18 protein-coding genes, 1 tRNA gene and 1 pseudogene are annotated in these 21,940 nt (G+C 50.6%); 10 read left to right on the top strand and 10 right to left on the bottom strand.

Annotation, left to right across the window (positions count from 1 at the left end; all coding sequences use genetic code 11):
• Nucleotides 1-600 (top strand): zinc ABC transporter substrate-binding protein (locus ACTF7Q_RS04945; RefSeq protein ID WP_438996748.1); only part of this gene is annotated, 600 nt, incomplete at its 5' end.
• 126 nt (nucleotides 601-726) lie between these two features.
• Here ACTF7Q_RS04945 and greA read toward each other — a convergent pair.
• From greA to carA, 3 genes are all read right to left on the bottom strand, one after another.
• Nucleotides 727-1,215 carry a transcription elongation factor GreA gene (gene greA, locus ACTF7Q_RS04950; protein WP_438996749.1) on the bottom strand — a complete coding sequence of 163 codons (489 nt, stop codon included), beginning with the start codon at nucleotides 1,213-1,215 and terminating at the stop codon, nucleotides 727-729.
• 233 nt (nucleotides 1,216-1,448) lie between these two features.
• On the bottom strand, nucleotides 1,449-4,730 hold the full coding sequence (gene carB, locus ACTF7Q_RS04955; RefSeq protein ID WP_438996750.1) for a carbamoyl-phosphate synthase large subunit: 3,282 nt from the start codon (nucleotides 4,728-4,730) through the stop codon (nucleotides 1,449-1,451).
• The gene (gene carA / locus ACTF7Q_RS04960) at nucleotides 4,731-5,924 is read right to left on the bottom strand and encodes a glutamine-hydrolyzing carbamoyl-phosphate synthase small subunit (protein ID WP_438996751.1); all 1,194 of its coding nucleotides are present in this window, start codon (nucleotides 5,922-5,924) and stop codon (nucleotides 4,731-4,733) included. It lies immediately after the preceding gene.
• A gap of 246 nt (nucleotides 5,925-6,170) precedes the next feature.
• On the opposite strand from carA, the gene ACTF7Q_RS04965 reads away from it, so the two are divergent.
• The 6 genes from ACTF7Q_RS04965 to ACTF7Q_RS04990 all read left to right on the top strand — a co-directional run bounded on the left by ACTF7Q_RS04965 (nucleotide 6,171) and on the right by ACTF7Q_RS04990 (nucleotide 12,741).
• Complete coding sequence (locus ACTF7Q_RS04965) at nucleotides 6,171-6,629, top strand: GatB/YqeY domain-containing protein (protein ID WP_438996752.1); 459 nt, start codon at nucleotides 6,171-6,173, stop codon at nucleotides 6,627-6,629.
• A 171-nt stretch (nucleotides 6,630-6,800) separates the two neighbouring features.
• Nucleotides 6,801-8,483 (top strand): DNA primase, encoded by a 1,683-nt coding sequence (dnaG, locus tag ACTF7Q_RS04970; RefSeq protein WP_438996753.1) that lies wholly within the window; start codon nucleotides 6,801-6,803, stop codon nucleotides 8,481-8,483.
• 205 nt (nucleotides 8,484-8,688) lie between these two features.
• Nucleotides 8,689-10,710 (top strand): RNA polymerase sigma factor RpoD, encoded by a 2,022-nt coding sequence (gene rpoD / locus ACTF7Q_RS04975; protein WP_438996754.1) that lies wholly within the window; start codon nucleotides 8,689-8,691, stop codon nucleotides 10,708-10,710.
• A gap of 131 nt (nucleotides 10,711-10,841) precedes the next feature.
• A tRNA-Ile gene (locus ACTF7Q_RS04980) sits at nucleotides 10,842-10,918 on the top strand.
• Nucleotides 10,919-11,181: 263 nt separating this feature from the next.
• Nucleotides 11,182-12,045, top strand: coding sequence for a bifunctional helix-turn-helix domain-containing protein/methylated-DNA--[protein]-cysteine S-methyltransferase (locus tag ACTF7Q_RS04985; protein ID WP_438996755.1), 864 nt, complete (start codon nucleotides 11,182-11,184; stop codon nucleotides 12,043-12,045).
• A 96-nt stretch (nucleotides 12,046-12,141) separates the two neighbouring features.
• Nucleotides 12,142-12,741 carry a LysE family translocator gene (locus tag ACTF7Q_RS04990; RefSeq protein WP_438996756.1) on the top strand — a complete coding sequence of 200 codons (600 nt, stop codon included), beginning with the start codon at nucleotides 12,142-12,144 and terminating at the stop codon, nucleotides 12,739-12,741.
• A gap of 12 nt (nucleotides 12,742-12,753) precedes the next feature.
• On the opposite strand, the gene ACTF7Q_RS04995 is transcribed toward ACTF7Q_RS04990, so the two are convergent.
• Nucleotides 12,754-13,773 (bottom strand): D-cysteine desulfhydrase, encoded by a 1,020-nt coding sequence (locus ACTF7Q_RS04995; RefSeq protein ID WP_438996767.1) that lies wholly within the window; start codon nucleotides 13,771-13,773, stop codon nucleotides 12,754-12,756.
• A 263-nt stretch (nucleotides 13,774-14,036) separates the two neighbouring features.
• On the opposite strand from ACTF7Q_RS04995, the gene ACTF7Q_RS05000 reads away from it, so the two are divergent.
• The gene (locus tag ACTF7Q_RS05000) at nucleotides 14,037-14,795 is read left to right on the top strand and encodes a hypothetical protein (RefSeq protein ID WP_438996757.1); all 759 of its coding nucleotides are present in this window, start codon (nucleotides 14,037-14,039) and stop codon (nucleotides 14,793-14,795) included.
• A gap of 32 nt (nucleotides 14,796-14,827) precedes the next feature.
• Here the strand turns inward: ACTF7Q_RS05000 and ACTF7Q_RS05005 are convergent, their stop codons facing one another.
• Nucleotides 14,828-15,403 (bottom strand): NADPH-dependent FMN reductase, encoded by a 576-nt coding sequence (locus ACTF7Q_RS05005; protein ID WP_438996758.1) that lies wholly within the window; start codon nucleotides 15,401-15,403, stop codon nucleotides 14,828-14,830.
• 102 nt (nucleotides 15,404-15,505) lie between these two features.
• Between ACTF7Q_RS05005 and ACTF7Q_RS05010 the strand changes: the two genes are divergently transcribed.
• The gene (locus ACTF7Q_RS05010) at nucleotides 15,506-16,177 is read left to right on the top strand and encodes a LysE family translocator (protein WP_438996759.1); all 672 of its coding nucleotides are present in this window, start codon (nucleotides 15,506-15,508) and stop codon (nucleotides 16,175-16,177) included.
• A gap of 9 nt (nucleotides 16,178-16,186) precedes the next feature.
• On the opposite strand, the gene ACTF7Q_RS05015 is transcribed toward ACTF7Q_RS05010, so the two are convergent.
• From ACTF7Q_RS05015 to ACTF7Q_RS05035, 5 genes are all read right to left on the bottom strand, one after another.
• The gene (locus tag ACTF7Q_RS05015; protein WP_438996760.1) at nucleotides 16,187-18,235 is read right to left on the bottom strand and encodes a hydantoinase/oxoprolinase N-terminal domain-containing protein; all 2,049 of its coding nucleotides are present in this window, start codon (nucleotides 18,233-18,235) and stop codon (nucleotides 16,187-16,189) included.
• Nucleotides 18,236-18,284: 49 nt separating this feature from the next.
• Nucleotides 18,285-19,025 (bottom strand): glutamine amidotransferase-related protein, encoded by a 741-nt coding sequence (locus ACTF7Q_RS05020; protein ID WP_438996761.1) that lies wholly within the window; start codon nucleotides 19,023-19,025, stop codon nucleotides 18,285-18,287.
• A gap of 129 nt (nucleotides 19,026-19,154) precedes the next feature.
• Nucleotides 19,155-19,364 carry a ribbon-helix-helix domain-containing protein gene (locus tag ACTF7Q_RS05025; RefSeq protein WP_438996762.1) on the bottom strand — a complete coding sequence of 70 codons (210 nt, stop codon included), beginning with the start codon at nucleotides 19,362-19,364 and terminating at the stop codon, nucleotides 19,155-19,157.
• A 31-nt stretch (nucleotides 19,365-19,395) separates the two neighbouring features.
• A complete protein-coding gene (locus ACTF7Q_RS05030; RefSeq protein ID WP_438996763.1) occupies nucleotides 19,396-20,742 on the bottom strand; it encodes a class I SAM-dependent RNA methyltransferase in 1,347 nt (448 codons plus the stop codon).
• Nucleotides 20,743-20,780: 38 nt separating this feature from the next.
• On the bottom strand, nucleotides 20,781-21,542 hold the full coding sequence (locus tag ACTF7Q_RS05035) for a S24 family peptidase (protein ID WP_438996764.1): 762 nt from the start codon (nucleotides 21,540-21,542) through the stop codon (nucleotides 20,781-20,783).
• 115 nt (nucleotides 21,543-21,657) lie between these two features.
• Here ACTF7Q_RS05035 and ACTF7Q_RS05040 point away from each other — a divergent pair.
• Nucleotides 21,658-21,940: pseudogene (locus ACTF7Q_RS05040) on the top strand (hypothetical protein); the annotation flags it as partial.

A 21,940-nucleotide genomic window follows, 5' to 3' on the forward strand; every position in this document is an offset into this window, starting at 1 on the left:
GACCATGATGACCATGATGACCATGATGACCATGATGACCATGATGACCATGATGACCACGATGACCATGGACATGACGGTTTTGATCCGCATATATGGCTGGATCCGGTTAACGCAAAGGCGCTTGTTCACGAAATTGAGGAGGCGTTGGCAGAAGCCGATCCCAAAAATGCAAAGGCGTATGAAGAGAATGCCGCTAACGTAATGGTGCAGTTAGATCAGCTGGTTGAGGAGATTACGGTTGAGTTAGCCCCAGTGAAAAACAAAGGCTATATAGTTTTTCATGACGCCTATCAGTATTTCGAAACGCGCTTTGGTGTTGCCGCTGTAGGCTCACTAACCGTATCGCCAGAAGTCATGCCTGGGGCGCAACGTGTCAGTGAGTTGCAATCAAAAGTACGATCCTTAAACACCACTTGCGTATTTTCAGAGCCACAATTTGAACCCAAGCTGGTAGCGACAATCACTGAAAACACGAATGCGCGGACGGGTGTATTAGACCCGCTTGGCGCCACAATCGATAGCGGCAAAGAGCATTATTTCAGCCTCATACGCAACATGGCGCGGTCTTTGAAAGAGTGCCTGTCTGCAAAGAGCTAGATCACCTTCGGCATATCGCATCAAGATCCGTAAACTACAAAATATGTAAATATGGCGTGCCCATAAGTATTGTAGGCACGCCCCCGAACGGGCGTTACATCTTACGTTCGTTACACCTTAAGAGGGTTACACCTTTGCCATATCGAACAGATCAATCGAGATGATTTCATAGCTTTTGATGCCGCCAGGGGTATGGATTTCAGCCGAGTCACCAATGCCCTTGCCAATCAGGCCACGGGCAATCGGCGATGAGGTCGAGACCAGCCCTTTGGAAATATCAGCCTCATAGGGGCCGACTATATGAAATACTGACTCTTCGTCAGTTTCTTCATCGGCAACGCCCACCGAGGTGCCAAAAGTCACCTTATCGCCGGTGAGTTGCGCGGCGTCGATAACTTCGGCGCGGCTGGTAACAGCCTCAAGCTCGGAAATGCGGCCTTCGATAAAGGACTGGCGTTCACGCGCGGCATGATATTCGGCATTTTCCGATAAATCGCCATGTTCACGCGCAACGGCAATGGCGTTAATCACGGCCTGCCTTTCGGTGCCTTTGAGATATGCCAACTCTTCTTTAATGGCTTCGAGGCCTTGTGCCGTAAATGGTATCTTTTCCATCAGTGATTCTATCCAGTGTTTCCGTCATCTTTAGTTCGCATAATGCCCCGTAAGGGGGCTTTTAGTCAGAATAATATAAATTATATACGGTATTCCCATAATTTAGGACAAGACTATAAGGGCAATCATCTATGGGATCTCTTGATAAGCTATGTCATGGCCTAGCCTATCCCAAGGTCATATAAACAGGCAAGGATATTGATATAGGCTGCAGGTCAAAGGCGGGGGAGCTATCAGGTGCCGATGGCCGCCAGATGTTCCTGTAGCGATTTGACCCCCATCTGCCCCTGACGAAGCGCGCGGATCGCCTGACTCGCGGCGCGGCTTCCCGAAACAGTTGTGTAATAGGGAATTTTGTTGGTCAGCGCGGTCTGGCGAAGCGAGAAGGAATCTTTGATCGCACCAGCCCCTTTTGCGGTATTGAAAACAAGCTGGATATCGCCCGAAAGCATGGCGTCAACCGCATGTGGCCGGCCTTCCATGACCTTGTTGATGCGGGTTGCTGGCACGCCCGCGGCTGTCAGCGCATCGGTTGTGCCGCCTGTCGCCATGATCGAAAAACCGTCAGCGACAAGATCTCGACAGATTTCGACAAATTCGGCTTTGTCCTCATCCTTGACCGAAATAAATACTGTGCCACTAAGGGGTAGGTCGATACCCGCGCCAAGCTGGCTTTTGGCAAAGGCGCGGCCAAAATCAGTATCAACGCCCATAACTTCGCCGGTCGATTTCATTTCTGGCCCCAAGAAAATGTCAACGCCCGGGAAGCGCGCAAATGGGAATACCGCTTCTTTTACCGCCACATGATCGAGCTTTATATCCTGTAGATTAAAGCTGGCTAGCTTTTCACCAGCCATCACGCGTGAAGCGATCTTGGCAATCGGCACGCCAGTGGTCTTGGCAACAAAGGGCACGGTGCGGCTGCCACGGGGATTGACCTCAAGCAGATAGATATCGGTGCCCTTGATCGCAAACTGTATGTTCATTAGGCCAACAACGCCTAGCGCATGCGCCAAGGCGGTGGTCTGACGCTGCAATTCAGCCAAAATCTCGTCGGATAGATTTTGCGGTGGTAGCGAACAAGCCGAGTCACCTGAATGAATGCCCGCTTCTTCGATATGTTCCATGATGCCAGCGATATAGACATCAGTGCCATCGCATAGCGCATCAACATCAACCTCGACAGCATGGTCAAGGAAACGGTCGATAAGCACCGGATTATCACCCGATACGATCACCGCGTCACGCATATAGCGTTCCAGATCATCAAGGTGATGCACCACCTCCATCGCGCGCCCACCAAGCACATAGGACGGACGGATAACAACAGGCAGACCAATGCGCTCGACGATTGCACGCGCCTCATCAGCCGAATGGGCGATGCCATTTTCAGGTTGCAGAAGATCCAGTTTCTGCAATAGCTGCTGGAAGCGTTCGCGGTCTTCGGCAAGGTCAATGGCATCGGGGCTGGTGCCCAGAATCGGAATGCCAGCTGATTCAAGCGCGGCGGCGATCTTTAGCGGTGTCTGGCCGCCAAGCTGGACGATCACGCCAGCTAATGTGCCGTTTTCGGATTCGCGTTTGATTACCGAAATCACATCTTCATCGGTCAAAGGCTCAAAATACAGGCGGTCGGATGTATCATAGTCAGTCGATACGGTTTCCGGGTTACAATTGATCATGATGGTTTCATAACCAGCCTCGGACAAGGCGTAGCAAGCATGCACACAACAATAATCAAATTCGATGCCTTGACCGATACGGTTTGGTCCGCCACCCAGAATAACAATTTTTTTACGATCTGACGGATCAGCTTCACATTCCGCACCACCAAGATTGCTGTTAGTGCCATTGGAAAAAGCACTTGCAAGTTCATAGGTGGAATACATATAGGCGGTATCAGAGGCAAATTCGGCAGCGCAGGTATCGATACGTTTGAATGTCGGTACGATATTATGCGCCAGACGTTTGGCGGTTACATCATCGGCTGGCAGATTAGCTAGCTGGCTCAGACGGCGATCGCTAAAGCCAAGCGATTTCAACCATAAGAAAGGATAGGCATCATCCGGAATGCCTTGATCCTTGACCATAGTCTCGGCATCAAGAATGGCCTGCATACGTTCGAGGAACCAGATATCCCAGCCTGTTGCGGCGGCCACTTCGGCAGGAGTCATGCCGGTACGCAAGGCCTGTGCGATCCGCAAAATCCGGAATGGAACAAGTTCGTCCAGCCAGCCGCGCATCGCATCATCAGCCAAGGTGCTGTCAGATTGCGGCAATGGCACTTCATCAAGACCGTTCAGACCAGTTTCCATTGAGCGCAATGCCTTTTGCAGGCTTTCTTCGAAAGACCGACCAACAGCCATCGCTTCGCCAACCGATTTCATCGATGTTGACAAGGTGCTCTGGGCACCGGAGAATTTTTCAAAGGTGAAACGCGGTATTTTGGTAACGACATAATCAATGGTTGGTTCAAAGCTGGCTGGTGTAACGCCGGTAATGTCGTTGGCCAGCTCATCCAGCGTGTAGCCAACGGCCAGTTTAGCCGCCACCTTGGCAATCGGGAAGCCAGTAGCTTTTGATGCCAATGCCGATGAACGGCTGACGCGCGGATTCATTTCGATGACAATCACGCGGCCTGTATTCGGGCAGACGGCGAACTGGACATTCGAGCCACCAGTATCAACACCAATTTCGCGTAACACCGCCAAAGACGCATCACGCAGGCTTTGATATTCCTTGTCTGTAAGTGTCAATGCTGGTGCCACGGTGATCGAGTCACCTGTATGCACGCCCATCGGATCAATATTTTCGATCGAGCAAATAATGATACAATTGTCAGCCGTATCGCGGACAACTTCCATCTCGAATTCTTTCCAGCCCAGCAATGATTCTTCAATCAGCACTTCAGACACAGGCGAAAGTCGTAAGCCGTTACGCACAATATCTTCAAATTCGGCTTTGTTATAGGCAATACCCCCGCCTTCGCCGCCTAACGTAAAGGACGGACGAATGATCGCTGGCAGACCGACAAAATCGAGGGCGGCGGCGGCATCTTCAAAATTATTGACGGTACGGGCGCGGGCGCATTCCAGCCCAATACGTTGCATCGCGAGTCGGAATAATTCGCGGTCTTCTGCCATTTCGATTGACTTGGTTCGCGCGCCAATCATTTCGACGCCATATTTGTCTAAGGTGCCATCATGATATAGTGACAAGGCCGTATTCAAAGCTGTCTGTCCGCCCATGGTCGGCAAAAGCGCGTCAGGACGTTCTTTTTCGATGATTTTGGCAACCGTTTCCGGCGTGATTGGTTCAATATAGGTGGCGTCGGCCATATCCGGATCAGTCATGATCGTGGCGGGATTTGAATTCACCAGAATGATGCGATAGCCATCGGATTTTAGCGCTTTACAAGCCTGTGCGCCCGAATAATCAAATTCACATGCCTGCCCAATGATGATGGGACCGGCGCCGATGATGAGAATGGAAGAAATATCATTACGGCGCGGCATCTAGGATCTCCCCTGATTCATCAACGCGGTGAAGCGTTCAAACAAATATCGCGAATCATGCGGACCAGGCGACGATTCGGGATGGTATTGAACACAAAAGGCAGGTTTGCTTTTGTGGCGAAGCCCCTCGACCGAGTTATCGAACAGGGAAATATGCGAAATTTCAACATCATCAGGTAGGCTGTCGGGGTCAACGACAAAGCCATGATTCTGGCTGGTGATTTCGATCTTGCCTGTTGCCAGATCCTTGACCGGGTGGTTGGCGCCGCGATGTCCTCGTTCCATTTTGAAGGTCTTTGCACCAAGCGCACGCGCCATAAGCTGATGTCCGATACAGATACCAAAAATCGGCATATCTGCCTCAATTAGTGTGGCGATTTCTGCTGCTGCATAGCTGGATGTGGCGGCTGGGTCGCCTGGGCCATTGGACAAAAATACACCATCTGGCTTCATCGCCATAATATCAGCCGCTGAGGTGTTGGCCGGGACAACGGTTACATCACAACCAGCATCTGTCAGACAGCGCAAGATATTCTGTTTGCAGCCATAATCAACCGCGACAACCTTATGCTTTGCGGTGGTTTGCCTATGCGCAACTTTACTGTAATCCCAACTGCCATCAGACCATTTATCGGTGTGCTTTTGGCTCACTTCGATAGCCAGATCCATGCCTTTGAGACCAGGCCAGGCTGTGGCCATTTTGACCAGCGATTCAGTATCGATATGGCCATCAGGCTGGTGACAAAGGACACCACGTGGGGCGCCATGATCACGGATATGCCGCGTCAAAGCGCGCGTATCGATACCGCTAATGCCAGGTAAATTATGCGAGACAAGCCACTCGTCCAGCCCCTGATCAGCACGCCAGCTAGCCGGATTTGTCACAGGCTGACGCACAATCATGCCAAGCGCAGCAGGGATGGTGGTTTCAATGTCATGAGCATTGGTGCCAACATTGCCAATATGCGGAAAGGTAAAGGTGATCAGCTGCCCCGCATAAGACGGGTCGGTCATGATTTCCTGGTAGCCTGTCATGGATGTATTAAAGCAAACTTCGCCCACATTAGTAGTGGCGGCGCCAAAGCCAATTCCGGGAAAAACAGATCCGTCTTCAAGAACTAAAACAGCTGTCGGATTATCCCGACATGCGCTGAGCGCGGCAAAATCGTGGTCAGATTTTGTTGTCTGGCCCATATTATCACGGTTCCTGCTATTGGTTAGATATCGAATGGCGAAACTATTACGCTCAAACGAATGGAGTGATACAAGACAGGTCTTGATTGGTCAAGAGTATGAAAGCGGGTTATCAGAGAATATCTGCGGCCGACATGCTTCAAAACTATTATAGCGGCTTATTCTATATAAATGTTGTAGGGTTGCACTTTGAAACGTATCTGCGTACAAGCCTTTTGTTTCTAGGTGGATATATTGGATAGTGGTATGCGAGATAGAATTACAGAATCGATGAAACAAGCGCTAAAGGCCAAGGACCAAGCAGCGCTTGGGACAATGCGCCTTATAATGGCTGCGTTGAAAGACCGTGACATTGCGGCGCGTGGTAATGGCAATCAGGATGGAATTAGCGATGATGACATTCTTTCGATGCTACAGACAATGATCAAGCAGCGGAACGAGTCAGCGAAAATGTATCGTGATGGCAATAGAATCGAGCTTGCCGAAGCCGAAGAAGCCGAAATCACGATCATTCAGTCATTTCTGCCAGCCCAGCTTGATGACGCGGCTATGAATGAGGCGATCAAAGCCACGATCGCCGAAACTGGAGCTTCATCGGTTAAGGATATGGGGCAGGTAATGGCATCATTGAAAACTAACTTTGCCGGACAAATGGATTTTTCGGCAGTCAGCCAGATGGTAAAATCGATACTTATGGATAATTAGTCTGTATCCAGACCCATAATGCGTGATCGAAAGGTTGGGCATAGGCAGCGGTGAAATGGCAATAATGACAAAGCTGGTCAGTAGGCTGAGGGTTTGCGCGTTTGTCCACTGTTGGTTAATCTTAAGCCGAGAAGCCAATTGGAGAAGAAGCCAAGTGGAGAAAATGGCGTCATGGCAGTGCCTCCAGAATTTATTGAAGATTTGCGGCAACGCGTGCCGTTATCAGATATAGTTGGCAAACGCGTAAAGTTGGTCCGTAAAGGCCGCCGCTTTTCCGGTCTATGCCCGTTCCATTCGGAAAAAACCCCTTCTTTTTCAGTCGTCGATGATGATGGATTCTATCATTGTTTTGGTTGCGGCGTGCATGGCGATGCGATTTCATTTCTGCGTGAAATAGATGGTCTGGAATTCATGGAAGCGGTTGAACGGCTTGCCGATATGGCAGGTATGGCTATGCCCATTGGTGCCCCGCAGGATCCCAAGGTCACACAGCAACGAAAAGCCGCGCTTGATATTCTGGAAATGACAGCCACATTCTTTCGGGCGGCGCTGGATCGTGAGGATGGCAAGGAGGCGGCGCGCTATCTGCTTAACCGCAATCTGGATGCACATATTATACAAACCTATCGGCTTGGCTATGCGCCGCGGGGTGGCTTGCGGGCGGCACTATCAGCGAAAGGCTTTAGTGATGCTGATATGCTGGCCGCTGGAGTGTTGCGAAAATCTGACCGTGATGGGTCATTATATGATTACTTCCGCGACCGGGTGATGTTCCCGATTGAAAACCGGCAAGGCAAAGTCATTGCTTTCGGGGCGCGGGCGCTTGGCGATGCACAACCAAAATATCTGAATTCAGGCGAGGGGCCGACCTTTTCAAAAAAGGCGGTGCTTTATGGCTGGGTTCAGGCGCGTGAAGGACTGCGGCGGCAGTTGCCGTTGGTGATTGCCGAGGGCTATATGGATGTAATCGCGATTCATAAAAGCGGGGTGGCGGCGGCGGTCGCGCCATTAGGCACGGCATTGACGCCTGAACAGATTGTGCTGGTGTGGAAATTACATAATGAGCCAGTATTGTGTTTTGATGGCGACACCGCCGGACAAAAAGCACAAATGCGCGCCCTGGAACGGTTTCTCCCGCTTCTGGAACCTGGAAAAACAGCTCGATTTGCAACCCTGCCTGCGGGTAAGGATCCCGATGATGTGTTGCGCGAAGCCGGACATGAAGGTTTTAAGAATATTGTCGCCACGGCAAGGTCGCTGGTCGATACGATGTGGGACACAATCATGGCTGATCATGATGTGCGACAACCCGAACAGCGCGCCCAGTTCTGGCAGGCGATCCGGTCACAGATTCGCAATATCGGCAATAATCAGGTGCGTAGCGCCTTTAGTGATGAAATTGAGAACCGAATCGCCGCCATGCGGACGCAAATGCGCGGTGGAACCATGCCAATGGCAGCGCGAACAGCGCGGCGGCCATCGACAGGGATGATTAATCGTCATAAAGCTTTATTAGCATTGCTTCTGGCCCATCCGGCGCTTATTTCGGGGGCATTTGAAACGCTATCAATGATCGATTCGGGCGATGAACGGCTGGAGATGATAAAAAAAGCGGCTATAGACGCGTTAATCAGCGATCCAGACCTTGACGCCGCGGCTTTAAACTATCATTTACAAGGATTGAATTTCACGGATGAACTAGCTGATTTGACAGGTGAAGATATGAAAGCCAGATTACCTTTCGATCCCGCCACGCTGAATAGTGACATAGCAGAGGCGCATCTCGGAGAATTAGTGGCTCTTATCAATGGAAAATCGGGCGTGTTTTCAAAGGCGACCCAACAACGAAACTAAGCACAATAAGGCAAGATATGCTGTATCCGATGGATTGCAGCTTGTGGATTTGTGAAAAATACCGGATATGCCGGCGAATGAAATGACAGACTTATCCATGATGGTATAGATCATGATTGGTCGCTAGGTGGAAATAAGCACCCTATTTGGGCTACCCTGACAGCTTGTTTGCATCAGGGACAACAAAGGAATGTGAGTGACAGGCATGGCAGTCAAAGCAAAAAAACAAGTCGAGCCAGAAACCAATACCCCTGATGCAAGTCAGACATCCAGCGCCGATGCTGCCCAGCAGACCATCAAGACGCTGATAAAGCTTGGTAAAGAGCGTGGCTTTGTGACTCATGACGAGCTTAACGCCGCCCTGCCAGCCGAAGATTATACCTCTGAGCAGATTGACGATGTAATGTCATCGCTGAGCGAAATGGGTGTATCAGTCGTAGATAGCGCCGAAACCGACGAAAATAACGAAGAAGAACAAGCCGAAGGCGGAAAAGCCGCTGGCAATCTGTCAGATAGTGATGTGTCTGGCACTGATGATCCCGTGCGCATGTATCTGCGTGAAATGGGTAGTGTCGAATTGCTGTCGCGTGAAGGCGAGATCGCCATCGCCAAGCGGATTGAAGCTGGACGTGAAATGATGATTGGCGGGATTTGCGAATCACCACTGACCATCCGTGCTTTGATGCATTGGCGAGATCAGATTGCCGATGGTGTGGTGCCCCTGCGTGACATCATTGATCTGGAAAGCACGCATACTAAGCTGAATGGTGGGCCCATCACTGATCAGAATGTCATCAATGCGATGAATGACGAGATCAGCGATGAAGATCTGGAAGATGATGAAGAAGAAGAGCCCGAGGAAGAAGATTTAGAAGATGACGAAGACGAGGATGATGAAAGCGGTGATAGTGACACCGATACATCAACACGTGATAGTCATGACGAAGATGAGTCAGAAGATGTAAACATGTCACTGGCGGCCATGGAAGACGTCGTGCGTGATGATGTAATGGCCATGTTCGATGAGATTTCAACGGTATTCAAAGCCTTTACAAAAAGCCAAGACCGCCGCCTTGCCCGTATGGCAAAAGGTGAAGCGCTAATCCCAAAAAGCGAAGTCGCCCATCTGGAGCTGAAAATAAAACTTTGTGAATTGATGGAAGGTGTAATTTTCAATACAGGCCGTATCGAAGCGCTTTCTGAACAGCTATTTACCCTGAACCGTCATGTGACCGGTATCGAAGGGCGGTTGATGCGGCTTGCCATTGATAGTGGTATCCCGCGTGCACAGGTGCTTGAAGCCTGGTCTTGGCGTGAGGTGATCGAGGGCTGGCCCGGATCGGACTTTTCGACCAAAGCCTGGCAGAAGCTGGACAAGAATCATAGCGCCGAAATTGCCGAATTGCAGGATAAAATCCGCCTTGTGGTCGATGATGTATCGCTGGCGATCCCTGAATTCCGTGAAGTGATTCAGACTATCCAGCGCGGCCAACGCGAAGCGGCGCGGGCGAAAAAGGAAATGGTCGAAGCTAATCTGCGTCTGGTGATTTCCATCGCCAAAAAATACACCAATCGCGGTTTGCAATTCCTCGATCTGATTCAAGAAGGTAATATCGGTCTGATGAAGGCGGTGGATAAGTTCGAATATCGCCGCGGTTATAAATTCTCGACCTATGCCACATGGTGGATCCGCCAAGCGATTACCCGTTCGATTGCCGATCAGGCGCGCACAATTCGGATTCCCGTTCATATGATCGAAACGATCAATAAGCTGGTGCGGACATCACGCCAAATGCTGCATGAAATTGGTCGTGAGCCAACACCCGAAGAGCTGGCGGAAAAGCTGTCGATGCCAATTGATAAGGTGCGTAAGGTGCTGAAAATCGCCAAGGAGCCTATCAGCCTGGAAACACCTATTGGCGATGAGGAAGATAGCCATCTTGGTGACTTCATCGAAGATAAAAACGCGGTTCAGCCTCTGGATGCGGCGATCCATGCGAATTTGCGTGAAACGACTACGCGGGTGCTGGCTAGCCTGACCGCACGTGAAGAACGGGTTTTGCGCATGCGCTTTGGGATTGGCATGAATACCGATCATACGCTGGAAGAAGTGGGGCAGCAATTTAGCGTGACGCGGGAACGTATTCGCCAGATTGAAGCCAAAGCGCTACGTAAACTCAAGCATCCGTCGCGCTCGCGTAAGCTTCGAAGTTTTCTGGAGAATTAGGAGCATCCGCACCCCAGATGCGCAGATGAAGATTTCAAATTCCGCCCCAGATGGCGGAACAGCACCCGCCCTAGGGTGCGGTGGCATGGACAGACGGACAGTCATACATGCCATGATTTGCAAGGGTAAGTGGGCCTGTAGTTCAATTGGTTAGAACCCACGGCTCATAACCGTGTTGTTGGGGGTTCGAGTCCCTCCGGGCCCACCATCCTTTGCATCTAAATGTTTTCAGAACCAATTCAGCTGGATTAGTCTTGTTTAATCCGAGTGCCGTTGCGTGGATAGTAGCCCATATTGGCATCCCGCTATGTCGGATATTATGCTTTTTTCAGTCCCCTAAATTGAGAGATGAGCACGAGATCACGGCACTTGATGACATATAGCAAGAAACGGGTCGTGCGCGTCGATTTGGCTGTATAATCTGGATTATGGCAAATCATGATCATGAGCAGATAGGTCAAGGAGGCCAGCATGACGAACCAGTCGCAGATTGACTATAAGCGTATCGAACGTGCGATCGGCTATATTATCCGTCATTATAAGGATAAGCCGACCTTGGAAGATATCGCCGCCGAAATTCATGTCAGCCCGTTTCATTTTCAGCGGATGTTTTCGAAATGGGTCGGTGTTAGCCCGAAAAAATTCATCCAGTTCCTGAGCCTGGACTATGCAAAAGATATGTTGCGTGTGCCCGGTACAAGCGTGCTAGAGGCCGCCTATGATGCGGGGTTTTCAGGCGCTGGCCGGCTGCATGATCTGTTCATGTCGATCGAAGGCATGACCCCGGGCACATTCAAACAACAGGGGGCAGGGCTGACAATCAATTATAATTTCGCCGATAGCCCCTTTGGTACGGTGCTGGTCGCCTCAACCCGCAACGGCATTTGCCATATGGCATTCGAAGCGGATCAGAAGGCGGGCTTTGAAACGCTGTATCAGCTATTCCCGCAGGCACGGTTTCATCAGGGCACCGACAAAATGCACAAGGACGCGCTGGCGGTCTTTGGCCAGAGTGATGCAAGACCGGATGGCAAGATCAAACTGCATGTGCATGGCACGCCATTCCAGCTCAAGGTCTGGGAGGCGTTGCTGAAAATCCCGATGGGGTCATTGGCCAGCTATGGCGATGTTGCCAAGATGATCTGCCAACCTGCGGCATCACGCGCTGTTGGCAATGCGGTTAGCCATAATCCGGTGGCGTTTCTAATACCGTGCCATCGGGTGATCCGGCAGAATGGCGCGATTGGCGGCTATATGTGGGGCGCAAAGCGCAAACAGGCGATGATCGCGTGGGAAGGTGCCAGATGCAGGAATATTCGGGAGACTAACGTTTAATTAACCTGAGCGATTTAGACTGTGGATGGAGGAGGTTAATATCGCTTGTTAAGCAATTACCTCCAGAAGCATTTGGAAAATTGAAACATATTCTCGATGAATGAACAGCTTTTACATATGACGTCGATGGCGTTTTTTGCTTTGGCAACATCGATTATGCCCGGACCGGTCAATATCATTCTTGCCATGTTGGGTGCCAAATATGGCATTCGTAAAAGTCAGCCCTATGTGCTGGGCGCAACCATTGCCTTTACCAGCTTGCTGGTATGCCTTGGACTTGGCCTTGGTGTCGTGATCTCTGTCTATCCGGTTATTACGAACAGCATCAAAATCGTCGGCACCGCCTATCTGTTTTATCTGGCCTATCGCATTATCACCAGTGGCAATAGCTATACGCATGACCAACATGACAGGCCGCCTCTAGGCTTTCTTGATGGTGCCTTTACCCAACTGCTTAATCCCAAGGCATGGAGTGTGTCGCTATCAGCAAATTCCATTTATGTGGTAGCGCATGAGCCTCTTATTGTGACGCTGATGACGTTTGCCATGATGTTTTTTGTGATTTGCTATGGATCATTATGGTTATGGGCAGCTTTTGGCTCAAAGGTTTCCCTATTACCCCCAACCTATGTAAGCGTATTACATTGGGTGCTGGGGATATGTCTTATTCTGTCAATCAGCCTGATGTGGGTGTAGGCGGTAATATCCCTAGCCCATTGCCGCCAGCTGGGTTTCATAGGCGAATAGCGCCGCCGCACCGCCTGTATGCAGGAATACAACATCCTTTGTATCATCAAAGAAACCGGCCTTGACCATATTAATCAGACCATCCAGGCCCTTGCCCGAATAGACCGGATCAAACAGCAGGCCTTCCTGACGTGCGAATAGCTGAATCGCGGCGAGGGTGCCTTCGGTTGGCAAACCATAGCCCGCCCCAACATAACCGTCATCGACAATAACCTTTTCAACCGGTAACGGTGTGTCGGTAAGGGTTGCGGCGGTTTTGACCGCCAGCCCATGCACATTTTTGACCTGAATATCATGCGGCTGACGAACACTGACGCCCATGACCGGCACATCAGAACCAACCGCATGCAAGCCTGCAACCAAACCAGCCTGCGTCCCCGCACTGCCTGTGGCCATGACAATCCAGCCAAGATCAAGACCCTGATCGGCAGATTGTTGAAGGATTTCACCAGCACAAGCGACATAGCCCAGCGCGCCAATTTCATTGGAACCACCACCTGGAATGAAATAGGCCTTGCGCCCCGACGCGGTTAGCTTATCTGTCACGGCGATGGCTTCGGCATTCATATCAAGACCGCTTGGACGATATTCGATGCTGGCACCAAACAGATGGTCAAACAGCACATTGCCTGTCTGTTCGTATGAGTCAGCGCGATCAGGCACCCGACGTTCAAGCAAAGCATGACAATCGAGACCGAATTTACAGGCCGCGGCGGCCGTCTGGCGGACATGATTTGACTGCACGGCACCTTGCGTGACAACCATATCGGCACCAGCCTCAATAGCGGCGGCGATCAGAAATTCGAGCTTTCGTGTTTTGTTTCCACCAGTCGCCAGTCCTGTGCAATCATCCCGCTTTACCCATAATTTTGGTCCACCAAGCGCCGCGGTTATGCGGGGCATAAATTCAAGTGCGGTTGGCTGGTGGCATAGGCTGACGCGAGGGAACGGAGCTAGTAAATCAGAAGACGCATGCGACATTGATGTTTCAGACACGGTAAATTCTCTTTTAGGTTATGACTACAAATGATGCGTCGTTTGATTGCGGCGGTGGTAAAGGCCAGAGCCGAATAGCGACGTGATAGCAGACTATGCCTTATTTGCATATGAGAGGGCAATGGCCTTTAGATCATCAGGCTAGATAATCATTCGGTTAATGGGTGACTCATCAAGCTATAGGCCTAAATTATTAATCTCATTATTATTCCTAAATTACGACAAGTTGTTGACGCTAGGGGATGACGATGAGACAGGTTTTAAATAGGGTAATTACCCAGACTCATGACTATGTAACAGACAGATGGCGCCATATATGCTTCATGGCTGGTTTGGCGGGCAGTTTTATAGGATTTGCTGCGGCATTATCAGCTGGCAACGCTCATGCGGCCACAGTTTTTCTGGTTTGTGATGGTAATTTCAAAACCATTACCGGCATTTCGGATTCGCGTTCGCGTACTGAAGGAACGCGCGCCAGCCTTGGGTCTAGCTATTATGATGGTACTAATACAATGGGGCAGGAGGCCTTTACCATTGCTACCGCTTTAGATAAGAAAATCCCATTCGAAGATGAATTTAAGGGCGCTTTCTATTTATCAATAGATGGAAGTAACGGCGTTTTTAGCCGGGTGAAATTACAACCTTTTGAACGGGACGTGCGATTGCCTTCACTGGATTTGGAACCCGAAGAAAGCATGGAGAATGGCATCATACGGTCAGTCAATATTGTTACAAGTGAAGATGAATTATTGTTGAGTGCGCGAAGCGAGTCCGGTGGTCTGGTCGAAGCACTCGTTGAAGGCCGTCCGATGACACCAACCCGCGAAATTGTTAAAGACATGTCTTTAAGTCTGAACCGTTTTAATGGCCGGTTGGAGATCGAATGGAAAGATCACGAAGTGCGCGATTACAAGCCAGTTGGTGCCATCCGTAGTACGAAAAAACGTTATAGCGATGTAAAGCAGTTCGATGCGATGTGTAAAACCATGCAAGAGCGGCTGTTTTAAAACCTAGATGACGATAACTGTATTGTAGATAGTCATATGGTCTGACACGCGGATATGAGGCGGCGCGCCAGCGCGTCAAGGCCTGATTGTGCTGTTTCACTCTGCAGACTACCTGTCTTGTCAAAGGCCGTGGCCGCATGTGATAAGGTCACAAAGCCAGGCACGGCAACCGCGCCAAGTTCAGCCATATAGTCGCGCAGGCGCGGAATTACGCGCACACCACCCAGCCCACCAGGACTGGCGGCCATCAAGCCCACAGGCATGCCATGAAATAGGGCGTTGGCGGCGGCATTCTGATAGGGGCGCGATACCCAGCTAAACATATTTACAAGTAATGGCGGCACAAAGCCGTTATATTCGGGGGTCGCCACCATCATACCGTCATGACTATGCAGAAGCGCACGAAAGCGGGTAACGGCGTCAGGCAAGCCGCCATTGGCTTCATTGTCCTGATGATAAAGTGGGGCTTCGTAATCGGCCAAATCGATAAAACTGGCTTTGCCGCCATGTAGATCAACCGTTCTGGCCGCAATCTGTGCCAACTGTTTGGTGAAGCTTCCTTGTCGGGTTGAACCAGCAAAAACCAGAATTGTGGGCGTGTTGTTCATGTCAGCCTTCCGTCTCAAATGACAGCATAGATAGTAAAATCTAGCAGACAGAAGTTAATCAGGCGTTAATGCTAGCGACTTGTTTTGTCAGATGCAGGAGGTATGATCGCCAGTATGATTTCTGACTTTACACAAACACTTGCTTTATTTGCTGTAACTGAATTTTTCCTGTCATTGGCACCGGGGCCAGCGGTTTTTCTGGTGGTGTCAAAATCGCTTGGTGGTCGGTTTGGTGCTGGTATGGCGGTCTCGGCGGGCATTCTCTCAGTTAATGTCGTGTTCTTTTTATTATCAGCATTGGGTGTTGGCGCCGCGATTGTGGCCGCGCCTTGGCTATTTATGATGGTCAAGGTTATTGGTGCGGCTTATCTTGTCTATCTTGGCGGGCGCGGGCTTTATGATGTCTGGCTGGTAAGCCGGCAATCGCAGAATGATGATGCTGTTGTGATTGCGCCAATTGCCGGAGGATCATTTGGACGGGATTTTATGGCGGCGGTTCTGGTGCAGGCTTCAAGCCCCAAGAATATCATCATTTTTCTAGCAATCATTCCGCAATTTGTCGATCCAGCTGGTCCGATATTTTTGCAATTTGCTGCTTTATGTGCGGTATCTGTGTTGGTCGAATTACCGGTTCTGGCTGGCTATGCCGCGCTGGCAGTCTATCTGGTGACGCGCGTCAAGCAGGCTCGCGTCCGCAATGGGCTGGAATGTCTGGCAGGCGTGACCTTGGTGGTTTTGGGTGCCAGCTTGCTATTTACCGGTTTACCAACGTGATAGGATAGTTCAGGCAGCGCGGCCTTCGGCAGTGGCGTAAATAAGCGCTTCGATAAATAGATCCCTATCCGCACTAAGTGGAACCAGTTTTACATCTTCGCTAAGCGACACATCGATTTTGGTGGCCCCCGCATTTAGGGCACGGTCGGATGCCAGCCGGTGTGCAGCATCGCGTGCCAGGGTCAGGGCATCTTCCATAATGCCTAAATCAACAGGCCCGTCAGGAAGATGCACGCGGAACTTCCCTTCGGTTGGCTGGGTTACCGAAATCATCACACGCTGGCGCACCGATCCAGCCGCCGCCCCAACCGCACCAGCTACATCAGCATGTTTGGGGACAGTAAGATCAAGATTCATCAAGCGGGCAATATGTGGATAATGTGTGGCGGCAGATGCGCCCAACGCAATCAGGCTGGTATCAAGCTGCATGGAAATCGAAACCAGCTTTTTGGGTTTATTGTCAGCCAGAAAACTGGATTGAGCATTGTCACTATTCTGCGCTGTGGGTTCAACTGTGAACATATCAGCCAGTAAGCTATTGCTTGAGGCGATATTTTCACCAGCGCCATCATGGGCAAAGGCGGCGTCGGTAAGTGCCAAGGCAGATTTACGATGAAGTTCGGCCAGTGTCATGCGGGCAATATGTATTTCATTTTCGGCAACTGGGTCGCCAAAGCCGTTTTTCTGGCGTGCCATAAGTGCCGCGCCCAGAGATGCGGCTTCGGCGTCAAAATCGGTAAAGTCACCCGTGACATGAGTGGCATCGGTCGGGGTAAAGGATGCTAGTGCTAACAAACCCCGACTGATAAGACGGTCAACCGCACCCAGTGCCAACTGTGTCGCCGCCAGATCAGCAATCGCCGACGGGCCGGTTTCAAGCGCCTTTTGCGCTAGGCGTGCTTCGGATCGGGTTAACCATGACGGGATTCCATCGGGCATGACCGGAATAACAAAACGGCCATCGGTCGCCATTGGCACAATCAGGTCAAGCTGGGCTTTTAGGAGGGTTTTTACCTCTGGCCAGCTTTGCGCCAGAATAGACAGGGGAATAGCGCGCCGTGGACCAAGCGTAATGCCGGTTGATCTGCCTCTTGAAATAGGTTGCACCTCGCTATCGCCACCAAGACCACAGGTGCGAATTTCTGCCGCTTCAACCATGGTTTGCCAGCCGCCAACAAAGGCACCATCAGGTTTCAGGCGGGGGGCGCCATTCTGCAAAAAGGCAACATCGGTTGTGGTGCCGCCAATGTCAGCGATTAAGGCTGTTTTGGTGCCAGCCAGAAAAGCGGCTCCTGACAGGCTGGCGGCGGGACCGGATAATACGGTTTCAACCGGACGGGTGCGGGCAAAATCAGAATGCAGAAGCGAGCCATCGCCTTTGACAACCATAAGCGGACAATCCAGCCCCTGTGATGTCATGATGGTTTCGGTGGCGGCGATTAATTGTTCCAGCAGATTGATCAGGCGGGCGTTTAAAATGGCGGTTAGAGCCCGACGTGGCCCACCAAGCGATGATGACAATTCATGGCTACAGGTGACCGGACAGCCTGTCAGCTCGCGGATAAGGCGCCGGGCTTCGGTCTCATGCCCCGGGTTACGGGTAGCAAAATGGCTGGCAACGGCAAAGGCGGAAACATCTTTGCCAATGCTGGTAATCGCGGTGGTCAGGGCATCTTTGTCCAGCGGGGCTTGCTGGCCACCATCGGCTCTGTGTCCGCCATTGATGAAATAGACAGGATCCTGACCAAGAGCGCGGGCAAGATCAGCGCGCTCAAGCGCGGCTTCGTCAAAGCCGATCATGATCAGGCAGACGCGTCCGCCAACACCTTCAACAACGGCATTGGTAGCGAGCGTCGTCGATAATGATACAAGGCCAATATCACGCCGATCACCGTCAAAGGCGTCAAGTGTTTTGGAGATCGCGCCACCAAGGCCGATGGACAGGTCTTCTCGCGTGGTCAGTGATTTTCCGGTTGCCAGTATTGTGCCAGCCTTGGCATCAAGCAAAGCTGCATCAGTGAAGGTGCCGCCGGTATCAAGTCCAATCACTAGCGTCATTATATTATCCTGTCATGATATTAATATAATTTGGGTTGATATAGCCTGGTCAGGCGGCTTTGGCATGTTGGGCAAAGAAATTCATGATCCAGCGCCCCATCTGTTCGCCCTGATGCGTGTTTTTCAATGTTGCATGCGCATCGTTGATTGTTTCAGCATCAATCACATCACGCTTGAGATCAATCAATGCGGCGGCATATTCATTGGTGAATTCGGGATGCCCCTGCATTGAAAACACAATATTATCGATCGCAAACATGGCGTTTTTGCAAAAATCAGACGTGCCGACAAGCACCGCTTCATCGGGCAGGCTTGTCACCTGATCTTGATGAATATGGATCAGATCAACATTGTCATTAGACGTGGCTTTTGCGTCGCCATCTGCCATCCACGGACAAGGCGCAATCAATTGTACCGGACGAATGCCAAGCCCCCAGCCTTCAGACCATTTCTGTGCATGTCCGCCTAATGCGTGCGCGATGATCTGGTGACCAAAACAAACCCCAGCAAGGGGAATACGGGCTTTATAAATAACGCGTAGAAATGCCATTAGCTTTGGGATAAATGGCGCGTCATCATAAACGCCAAATGCAGAGCCAGTAACAAGATAGCCGTCATAATCTTGCACATCGTCGGGAAACACATCTTCGATAACGGGAACGATTGAAAAATATATTCCGCATTCAGTGGCATAATCACCAAACAGGCTGCCAAACATATCCGGATAATTGATAAAATGCGCTGGCATTTTCTTGTTGGTGCGACCCGTTTCAAGAATGGCAATATGCATCTGTTTATCCTTTTACATATGGTATGCTAATGCATAACAAGTAATATCCATATATCCGTATAGAATGTCGGCGTTGCTGTCTATATACCGTGAAGCAGATTAACTTTGCGGAATTATGGTGAATGTTCTTCACCCGTTATCATTTTGCGTAAGTTCGGCAAAAACAAATAACCGTAAGGCAGAAGACAAGCCGCCATCACGGGTTTTGTCAATCTCGGTGATCAAGCTAGCCAGCGATTGCCCACGTTTGGTGGCGATGTCATTGAGGCTGTCCCAAAATGGATCCTCCAGCGAAATGCTGGTGCGATGTCCATGGATGGTAACCGAACGCTTTTTCACTTTAGAGTCTTTGCCATCTGTTGTGTCATATTTAGATTTTGGTAAATTGGGCGACGATTTCAAGGTGATTGCTGAACGAAAATTGATCGATGATCTGCATCCAGTCAAGACGATAACCGCCATAGGTGAGCGCTTCGGCATCTCTGGCAAAGGTTGCTGGATTACATGATACCATTGCAATAACTGGAATATTCGATTGTGCCAGTTCGGCGCATTGTGCGGCGGCACCATTGCGCGGCGGATCAATGATGGCCGCATCGAAATGATCCAAATCAACTGGCTGGATAGGGGCGTTCATCAGATCGCGTTGCATGGTTTTGACGCGGGCGCCAAGCTTTGCTTTATTGGCGCCAGCCTTGAGCGCGGCCAGACTAGCCACGTCCTGTTCGACAGCTAGTAAATGTGTTAGCTGGTTGACCAGAGGCACGCTCAATGTGCCGCAGCCAGCGAATAGGTCAATCACACGCGATGCCCCCGCCGTGATTTCAGCTACCGCCGCCTGTAGGCTAGCTTCGCCATGCCGCGTTGCCTGTAGAAATGTACCTGCTGGCGGGTCGATGCTTATATCGCCAAATCTAATTTCAGCAGGCGTTGGGGCAAATAGCAGCATAGGCACTTGCCCGTCATTCACCGATAAGCGCGCCAATGGCACATCCGCAAAGCGTGGTTTACCAGCCCAATCAGTCAAGGCTGCCAAAAGTGAGGAAGGCCATTTATCCAGCCCTGATAACAACACACATAAACCATTATCGAGGAGGTTGGCATGGGCGGTCAGCATATTGCCAGCGTCAAGATGGGTGCTGGCAAATTCATGTAAAGCCGATTGCAGGTCAATAAGGGCGGGTTCGAGAATCACACAGCCGTCTGGCGCGACAATATGGTGGCTGTTACGTTCATGAAACCCAACAATAGCTGAGTCCTTTATACGCTTAACCTGAAAGGTGGCGCGTCGTCGGCTGGCTGGCGGTGAGCTTTGCATGGGGCGCATCTGGCTTGGTTCGAGATCATGTCGTGACAGGAAATGCGTCACAAGATCATGTTTCCAACTGGCAATCGCTGGCCGTGACCAATGTTGGAAATTACACCCCCCACAGGCCGGAAAGCTGTTACAGCCCGGTGTCTGACGTTCATCGCTTTGGCGTACCAGTTCCAGAATCCGTGCCTTGATGCCCTGGGCATTAATGCTGATTGGCTGGGCAAGAACAATTTCGCCAGGCAGGCTGGTGGGTACGAAAACAGTATATGTTTTGGTTTCGTATTTATGCGTGTAGCTGGCACTGCCAATACCATCGCCACGGCCACCAATATGCGTGATTTCAACTTCTAGTGGGGGCGCATTGCGTGGAAGCTGGCCATCATTTCGTTTTGTTCGTCGCATAAATCGAATACCTGTATTTGGCGGTTATGGTCGGGTGTCTATAAATTACGGGCGAACCATACCACACGACCAATGATCTGTACCTCGTCAATCGTTCGCTGGTAATTTGTATAGGCCTGATTTTCCGAACAGATACGCAAAATCTGGGGGTTAGTGCTGGGCACAAGCTCTATCCGTTTTGCCACAAGGCCAAGCCCGTCATGCAAAATGAAAATACCTGGCGGGGTGGGGCGCGTTTGATCGGTATCTAGCATCACTGTATCGCTATGTTCAAGAACTGGTGCCATTGAATCGCCAGAAATAGTGATGAGCTTTAAAGCGTCAGTCTTGCTTGGTGAGATTTTGCGAAGCCATGATCGCGGAAAAGCCAGCGCCGCCGTTGCAGTATCGGCAGACACATCAACAAGCGCGCCGCCGCCTGCGCTGGCGTGAATATCAAGAAATGGCACTGATGACATGGTTTGCAAACCAAGGGGCGCGAGATTGCCAGCCATATGCGATGTATCCGCATTATGCACCCCTTTAGGCAAGCTATCATGATGCGCCAATGTTGCCTGATCGACGCCTAGAATCGTGGCAAGCTGGTAGCGTATGGCCTCGGGCAGGTGCCGTGGTGAACCACGGTTCAGATATTGGTGTAGATAGGCGTCATTGCGGCCAATAGTGCGCGACGCCTGTTTCAAGGTCATCGGCGGTGTCTGCATCGATAGCGCTACGCGTAAAGCCGTTCGGGCAGTGTCCTTTTTTGAGGTCGTGCCAAGATCATGTTGCTTAACATTTTTGGATTTAACCCTATCCATAGGAATAATCCTTTTTCGTTCTTTTATTTATCTAGGAAATATCCTATCATATTTTTCAGACATTACAAGACCGTTTCCGTTACTGTGCCACCCTTTAATCAGATAGGAAATTGACATGATACATGCGCGTAAAGCCGCCCCCCTCCGCACCAAAACAAATAGCATAGATGAAAAAAGTCTGGCGCTTACACCAGCTGAGGCACTTTTGGCCAAACGGATGATGGCAGCGGCGATGACTTTGCGTGCTTTACCGAGGGATCAGCTAACAATACCGAATGGCATTAGAAGTGCTTGGCCAGATATGATACGCGAATCAGCTATTTTATACAGTAAAACTAGACTGTTATCGAAAATTCGCCCATCTCCGCAGGCGATTGATTCGATGGATGCCATGTTGG

It is taken from the genome of Puniceispirillum sp. (SeqCode), from assembly GCF_965657105.1.
GTDB lineage: Bacteria > Pseudomonadota > Alphaproteobacteria > Puniceispirillales > Puniceispirillaceae > Puniceispirillum.

Bases quoted from the DNA above. Each gene is read 5' to 3' on its own strand.
- greA (WP_438996749.1), bottom strand. From the start codon at position 1,215: ATGGAAAAGATACCATTTACGGCACAAGGCCTCGAAGCCATTAAAGAA.
- carB (WP_438996750.1), bottom strand. From the start codon at position 4,730: ATGCCGCGCCGTAATGATATTTCTTCCATTCTCATCATCGGCGCCGGT.
- carA (WP_438996751.1), bottom strand. From the start codon at position 5,924: ATGGGCCAGACAACAAAATCTGACCACGATTTTGCCGCGCTCAGCGCA.
- ACTF7Q_RS04965 (WP_438996752.1), top strand. From the start codon at position 6,171: ATGCGAGATAGAATTACAGAATCGATGAAACAAGCGCTAAAGGCCAAG.
- dnaG (WP_438996753.1), top strand. From the start codon at position 6,801: ATGGCAGTGCCTCCAGAATTTATTGAAGATTTGCGGCAACGCGTGCCG.
- rpoD (WP_438996754.1), top strand. From the start codon at position 8,689: ATGGCAGTCAAAGCAAAAAAACAAGTCGAGCCAGAAACCAATACCCCT.
- ACTF7Q_RS04985 (WP_438996755.1), top strand. From the start codon at position 11,182: ATGACGAACCAGTCGCAGATTGACTATAAGCGTATCGAACGTGCGATC.
- ACTF7Q_RS04990 (WP_438996756.1), top strand. From the start codon at position 12,142: ATGAATGAACAGCTTTTACATATGACGTCGATGGCGTTTTTTGCTTTG.
- ACTF7Q_RS04995 (WP_438996767.1), bottom strand. From the start codon at position 13,773: ATGTCGCATGCGTCTTCTGATTTACTAGCTCCGTTCCCTCGCGTCAGC.
- ACTF7Q_RS05000 (WP_438996757.1), top strand. From the start codon at position 14,037: ATGAGACAGGTTTTAAATAGGGTAATTACCCAGACTCATGACTATGTA.
- ACTF7Q_RS05005 (WP_438996758.1), bottom strand. From the start codon at position 15,403: ATGAACAACACGCCCACAATTCTGGTTTTTGCTGGTTCAACCCGACAA.
- ACTF7Q_RS05010 (WP_438996759.1), top strand. From the start codon at position 15,506: ATGATCGCCAGTATGATTTCTGACTTTACACAAACACTTGCTTTATTT.
- ACTF7Q_RS05015 (WP_438996760.1), bottom strand. From the start codon at position 18,235: ATGACGCTAGTGATTGGACTTGATACCGGCGGCACCTTCACTGATGCA.
- ACTF7Q_RS05020 (WP_438996761.1), bottom strand. From the start codon at position 19,025: ATGCATATTGCCATTCTTGAAACGGGTCGCACCAACAAGAAAATGCCA.
- ACTF7Q_RS05030 (WP_438996763.1), bottom strand. From the start codon at position 20,742: ATGCGACGAACAAAACGAAATGATGGCCAGCTTCCACGCAATGCGCCC.
- ACTF7Q_RS05035 (WP_438996764.1), bottom strand. From the start codon at position 21,542: ATGGATAGGGTTAAATCCAAAAATGTTAAGCAACATGATCTTGGCACG.